The sequence below is a fragment of the Parapedobacter sp. 2B3 genome (assembly GCF_041925275.1).
In the GTDB taxonomy this organism is placed as follows: Bacteria; Bacteroidota; Bacteroidia; order Sphingobacteriales; family Sphingobacteriaceae; genus Parapedobacter; species Parapedobacter pyrenivorans_A.
In genome coordinates this window covers 516,554-522,990 of sequence record NZ_JBHEUZ010000002.1, presented here as the reverse complement: position 1 = coordinate 522,990, position 6,437 = coordinate 516,554, and the positions used below count along the sequence as shown (strand labels likewise).

3 protein-coding genes and 1 pseudogene are annotated in these 6,437 nt (G+C 48.9%); 2 read left to right on the top strand and 2 right to left on the bottom strand.

Translation table 11 applies throughout. The features are described 5' to 3' along the window. Together ACEVG1_RS04485 and ACEVG1_RS04480 are read right to left on the bottom strand one after the other, a co-directional pair. Positions 1-700, bottom strand: a pseudogene (locus ACEVG1_RS04485) (hypothetical protein); the annotation flags it as partial. Between the two features lie 142 nt (positions 701-842). Continuing rightward, positions 843-1,073 carry a helix-turn-helix domain-containing protein gene (locus tag ACEVG1_RS04480; RefSeq protein WP_374742361.1) on the bottom strand — a complete coding sequence of 77 codons (231 nt, stop codon included), beginning with the start codon at positions 1,071-1,073 and terminating at the stop codon, positions 843-845. A 799-nt stretch (positions 1,074-1,872) separates the two neighbouring features. Here ACEVG1_RS04480 and ACEVG1_RS04475 point away from each other — a divergent pair. Further along, entirely contained in the window at positions 1,873-3,240 is a 1,368-nt protein-coding gene (locus tag ACEVG1_RS04475) for a TlpA family protein disulfide reductase (RefSeq protein WP_374742360.1), read from the top strand. Beyond that, the gene (locus ACEVG1_RS04470) at positions 3,237-6,434 is read left to right on the top strand and encodes a SusC/RagA family TonB-linked outer membrane protein (protein WP_374742359.1); all 3,198 of its coding nucleotides are present in this window, start codon (positions 3,237-3,239) and stop codon (positions 6,432-6,434) included. The genes ACEVG1_RS04475 and ACEVG1_RS04470 overlap by 4 nt, the downstream gene beginning before the upstream one ends. Positions 6,435-6,437: the final 3 nt, after the last annotated feature.

Below are 6,437 nucleotides of genomic sequence, written 5' to 3'. Positions count from 1 at the left end.
TCCGGCTATCCATCAGCTCCAGCACCTCTTTTTGGTAGGAGGCGCTGTCGCCACGGAACGCCGATACGGGTATCCTTTCCTTATCCAGGTTGTCCAGACAACGGCTCAGTGTTTCTTTCTGCCCATAGCAGGCCGGGGTATTGCCGTTACGGTTTTCTATGTGCACGGGGATGCGGCCGATAAAAGCGAAGCCCGGATGGTATGCCTTTGTTTTTTTGTAACTGAACCGGGCATCCTGTTTCTCATTTTCAATGACCACATTATCGTAATCCAGGGTATAGCCCTGTCCATCGGATGCGTTAAGCTGATTGCATCTAAGGGCAAGTCTGGCCAGCAGCCCGTTGAGCCGGTTGTCATGGTTCAGCTGATGCACAACCCCTGATTCCGCGGTTATTTCCTGATTGGGCTGTTTCAACTGCTGGCACACATATTCCACCGTATCGGGTGAAGGGATGGGGGAGTAATGCTGCCCCGCCAGTTTTGCCTTGACTATTTCCAGATCTGCTAAGCATGTACCCTGTGCCAGGCTCTTGGCAAAAAGGGCCATAACAATGTCAGCGTGCGTGTATTTAGCAAATACACTCCTGTGACCCAGTTCTTTATCAATAAAATCCGGCAAACCGGATTGTGTAATCGCATGGTAAATGAAATTTATTCCGCCAAAAGGCGTGATTTCTTGAGTACTATTGGTAACTTGCATATATTAGTGGGTCGAATCACTAATATCACCATTCTGGTGCATTAAAACAAGGGCTTAACTGATTTTATTTCAAATCATTAAGCCCTGTTTTTTTATATAGGCTGCGACTTTTAGGTTGGATATAAATTACATTTCCAAAATACTATAATGGCTCCTTTGGCATAAAATCCCTCATGCTACAATCGAAGCGTCTTGCCAGTTCGTTTAAATTGTCATACGAATACATGCTTGCGGAATCCTCGGTTTCAATCTGCCCGATATACCCCGGAGAAACGTTAAAATACGAGGCTATATCTCGCTGCGTTTTCTTTTGTGCTTTTCTGATGGTTCGCACATGCTGAACAATTAACCACTCAACCTCCGTTTTCGGCATTGTTTTAAAAAATTATTTGCTTAGTAAATACTTAGTTATTATATTTGTCGTGTCAATCTGGGATTGGCATTGAAATATGATAACCACCACGCTATGATATATAGCGCGTGAGTTGAACGAGCCTCAGCAAGCAATCCGAAGACTAGCAACTTCAAAAATCAACGCGAGGCAACAGTTTAGCCCACGTCTAAAGATATTGTGTACCTTTACGCAATCTTTAGGCAGGGCCTGTTGATTCTGCGTTGAGGGCTGCTAGTCCCTGGATTGCTGGTATGATGCAGGTTTCCTGCCTATCTGTTTTTTGCTCGTTCGACATAACTAAGAATGATTATGATAACGAGAAACACCAAACCACCATTACCCATTTCCCGCAAATCAACTGCGATGGGTACAACGGCAGATTACACACCCGGTCCCGCACGAGCTGGCACTACCAAAAATCTACAAAAGAACATCATAAAAAACCCCGAATAGCTAGCCCGAAAACATAGGCCACGCAAAACGCGGCCCAAAGCCAACCCCATGCCACAGGAAAAATCATTTTCAGGGGCAGGGAGCAGCCTGCTTTCGGATTGTATTCTCAACGCTAAAAGTAGCTGCTTTTTCCTGTTTCTGCAAACTAAACAACGGCTTTCTTACCGCCGCGGCTTGAAGGTTAGCTAAAAGTTATTTCTTAAACCATTAAAAACCAACGAAAATGAAGCGAATTTTACGCTTACGGGATTGTTACGTCCAAAATATTCGTAGATTTACATTCCCTAAAAAAGCATCCTTCAAGCTATTAGCTGTATTAACGAGCATGTGTTTGTATGCCCGCGCGCAGGCCCCGGCCCTCTTTGGGTCGGGCCGCGCACCCGGGCTATGGTTTTGCCTACTGACGGCGTGTTGCGCCGTTTCGCTCACCTACGCCCAAGTACGCCCACGCGGATTGGATGCTTATCCTGAGTGGCAATCACAGCCCACAACCGGACCGGCCGTCGCCGATACCACAATCACTGCCCTGCAAATCGGCGACACCATCCCCGAAGCGCTGTGGCATTTGCCATTGCAAGTCATTAATCATCCGGACGGAAACGAAACCATTACGCTTAATGATTATCGGGGAAAACTTGTGGTTTTAGATTTTTGGAACACTGCATGTATACCATGTATCAAGGCATTTCCGAAACTGTCCAATCTGCAATTCAAATTTGAAAACCATCTGCAAATTGTGCTGTCAAACCGACAGCCAGCCTCACAGGTTACCCAGCGCATGAAAAAAAATCCAATCCCCACCAACCTGCCGTGCTTAGTAGATCAGCAAACCTTGTACGCGTATTTTCCCTACCGTGTCGTTCCTCACTATGTATGGATTGGTACGAACGGCACAGTCATGGCTATGACAAGCGGGGAAGAAATCACACAGGAGGCTATTAAGGAAATGCTTTCCGGCCGGGCAGATGTCGCGCTCAAACGCGACATCCTGACCGACCCACCTTACTTCTTGCATCCACAAACCGATTCTAAACGTGTAGCATCTTACATGCTTTTTCGCAAAGGTTATGATGCAGGCTTGCCCGCCAAAGCTGGCTATCACCAACAGGGCGATTACTCGGAAGGGTTTACGGCTAGCAACTACCGAGTCATCGAACTCTATAAACTTGCGGCTTCGAAGCTATTTCAGCATGACGGGCACGATTTTACCGATAATCGATGTATCATAGAGGCGACGGACACATCCGCGCTCCACGAGTTCCACACCTATGAACGGATAGTTCCGCGTATCAGCACACGGGGTTTAGACAGTATATTGATGGACGACCTGAATCACTTAACGGGGTACCATGGCCGCATTGTGCTGCGCAACGTACCATGTTATGTTATTATCCGGGGCGCAAACGACACAGGCCCGCCCCATAAATCGGACAGTCAGCGAAAAGCAACAATGCGTATGCTGCTTAACCTATGGAATAACGCAACGGGACGAGAAGAGCGAGCAGCGGTGCTTGTAGACGAAAGCGGCTACACGGGCATGCTCGACACCTCCATTTATCGCGTACATGATATTGATTTGCTACGACAGGCGTTGCGATTATATAACCTTGACATCAAACAGGCTAATCGTACGCTTCCTATGCTCGTCATTTCAGACAAAACCATGCCAATCTTCCAATCCGATATCCAATGAAAACACTCATTATCAAAATCATATTACTGCTTGTATCTTCAACAACCTGCTTTTCGCAACACCAGGTTATAGGCTTTGTAACCGATGCTGAAACACTCCTTCCCGTTTCCGGTGCAACCGTCCACACAAGCGCCACCTCCAAAACCACTACGGACGGAAAAGGCTGGTTTCGAATAGATATGCTGCCGAACAACACGACATTACATATCCAGCACCTCAGCTATCAGCCAACACAGACAACGGTACAAACCGTGTTCGATACCGTTCGAATTGCACTGGTTCCGCTGCATACGATGCTGGACGAAGTCGTTGTCTCCACCGGAATCCAAGAAATTCCACGCGAGCGGGCTACCGGCTCCTTCGCCCTAGCCACCGAAAAACAATTGGCTCTGCAAGTTAGCCCTGACATTACCAGCCGCCTCGAATCGCTTATTGGCGGCTACGTGGTCAATCGCAACGGATACAATGAGCAACCTATCATACGGGGTGTCGGTACATTCAGTGGTCCTACGGCTCCTCTGGTGGTACTCGACAACTTCCCTTATGAAGGTGATATCAGCAACATCAATCCGAACGATGTGGCCAGCGTCACCGTGCTAAAAGATGCAGCAGCCGCTTCCATTTGGGGAGCACGCGCGGCAAACGGAGTTATTGTCATCACCACGAAAAAAGCGAAATCCGACCAGCCACTGCGCATCCAATTCCAGTCGAATGCTTCGTTCAGCAAAAAGCCAGACCTATTCTACCAACCGCAGATGAGTAGTTCAGACTTCATTGATGTGGAGCAAGACCTATACAACCGCGGGTTCTACAACGCAACGTTCAACCACGTGCTCAAATGGCCCGTCACGCCCGTGGTAGAACTGCTACGGAAACGCGAGACTGCCAACGCCGCAGACCAAGCCTCCATAGACCGGGAAATTGCATCATTACGTAAACAAGACGTCCGCAAGGATTTCGACAACTACCTCTATCAACATGCAAGCCATCATCAGCACGCCCTTTCGATAAGTAGCGGAAATACACGACTCGGATGGCAGGCCTTGGCCGGATATGACCGGAACCAAACCGCATTGGCCGCATCACTGGGCAGGTTTAACCTGAAGACTGGATTGACGTTTCGCCCAACCCCAACCACCACATTGGGTTATGATCTGATGTACACCCAAAAAAATTCGCAGGAAGGTCGTCCTGCCTATGAAAGCATCGTTATGCGCACATCGCTCTATCCCTACGCCCGCTTCGCAGACGAGGAAGGAAATCCATTGGCAATCATCAAAACCTACCGCCAATCTTACCTGGAGGAGGTCGCGGCAACCGGCCAATTTCTCGATTGGTCATATGTTCCGTTGGAGGATTATCAGCATATCGACAACCATTCAAGCGTCGCTGATATGCTGATTAACACCCACATTTCACAGCAAATTTTTCCTTCGTTCAATTTAGCGGCTTATTATCAGTACGAAAAGCAGCAGGCCACCGGATGGGAGCAATCGGGTGTGGGCAGCTTTTTTACACGCGACCTCATCAACCGTTATACACGTGTAGACAATGGCAACTTAGTCTTGGAAGTACCTTACGGCGATATCCTTGACCGCTCGGAAGCGGTGCTTCAAGCCCATCAGCTGCGTGTACAGGCCATACTGCAACAGTCTTGGCGTCGGCATCGGGTAGACGCATTGGTTGCTGCAGAAGCTAGACACGTAGCAAATACGCAGTCGGCCTACCGAACATATGGATACGATTCCGATGTTTTAACATTCCAGGCCGTCGACTTGAAAGGTCTCTATCCTATTTCGGCCACCGGCCAACGGGCACCTATTCCGGATAATCGCTATTTTCGCGAGTCGGTGACGCGATTCCTCTCATTTTTTGCCAATGGCGCCTACCAATATAACGACCGATACGGCGTTTCCATGAGCGTCCGGCGTGACGCTTCCAACTTATTTGGCCTTCGCACTAACGATCAATGGAACCTGTTTTGGTCGGTCGGTGGCCTCTGGAACGCGTCAGATGAACCTTTTTACAACAGTGAATTAATCCCAGTGCTACGTCTGCGGGCAACTTACGGCGCATCGGGCAACATTAATCCGGCCATGGTAGCAGTGACCACGCTGGCGTACTTCAGCAACACCAACAATCGCACGAATACACCTTATGCGTATATAGGGCAATTCGCCAATCCAGAACTACGGTGGGAGACAACACGGATGTTCAATGTGGGCATTGATGTTGAAACAAAGGGCGCCAGACTTCGCGGTACCTTGGAATACTTCCGGAAAAATGCGTACGACCTTTTTGGCCCGTCGGAACTTGATTACACCGGAGGGGTAGGAGCAAGCATTACACGAAACGTCGGCGAATTGTCGGCTCAGGGAATAGATCTTTCCCTTACGAGCAGGAACCTCATCGGCACGCTACGCTGGGAGAGCCTACTCAATCTGAGCTACGCCGACAATAAAGTTACTCACAACAATTTCCTAAACAGGGCCTCCTCAATTGTTGGACAGCGCTTTGGGACGCAAGGAAATACTAGTGTTCCCGGACGTTCGGCCAACGGACTTTATGCATACCGATGGGCTGGCCTTTCGCCAGAAACGGGCAACCCGAGGGGTTTTGTTGATGGCGAAATCAGCGAAGATTACCGGGCTATCACAAGCAGTAGCCTCACCGTAGACGATTTGGTCTATTTTGGTTCAGCAATACCGACATGGTTTGGCAATCTAGGCAACACGTTCTCTTACCGTAATTTCAGCATCCATGCTGCCGTTAATTTCCGGCTCGGCTATGCGTTCCGGCGGAGCAGCATTTCGTACTATGATCTATATAATGGCGGCAACAGTCAGCATGGTGATTTTGCACAGCGCTGGCAGCAACCCGGTGACGAATTGAACACCAATGTACCATCGTTGGTCTATCCCGCAGTTTCGCAACGCGACAGTTTCTACGGCCGGTCAGAGATACTCATGGAAAACGGTAGCCATATCCGTCTTCAGTTTGTCCGGCTAGCATATCAATTCAGCCAAGCAAATATCCCTGCGTTACCTTTCAAAAAATTGCAACTCTTCGCCAACGCCACGAATCTAGGTCTGCTATGGTGTGCTAACGGTGCTGGCATTGACCCCGATTTCGCCGCACCTTCCGCCATTCCCACGCCCCGTAGCTACAGTTTAGGCATTACCGTTGACTTCTAATCA

Coding starts and splice junctions, on each gene's coding strand:
- ACEVG1_RS04480 (WP_374742361.1), bottom strand. CDS start 1,073: ATGCCGAAAACGGAGGTTGAGTGGTTAATTGTTCAGCATGTGCGAACC.
- ACEVG1_RS04475 (WP_374742360.1), top strand. CDS start 1,873: ATGTGTTTGTATGCCCGCGCGCAGGCCCCGGCCCTCTTTGGGTCGGGC.
- ACEVG1_RS04470 (WP_374742359.1), top strand. CDS start 3,237: ATGAAAACACTCATTATCAAAATCATATTACTGCTTGTATCTTCAACA.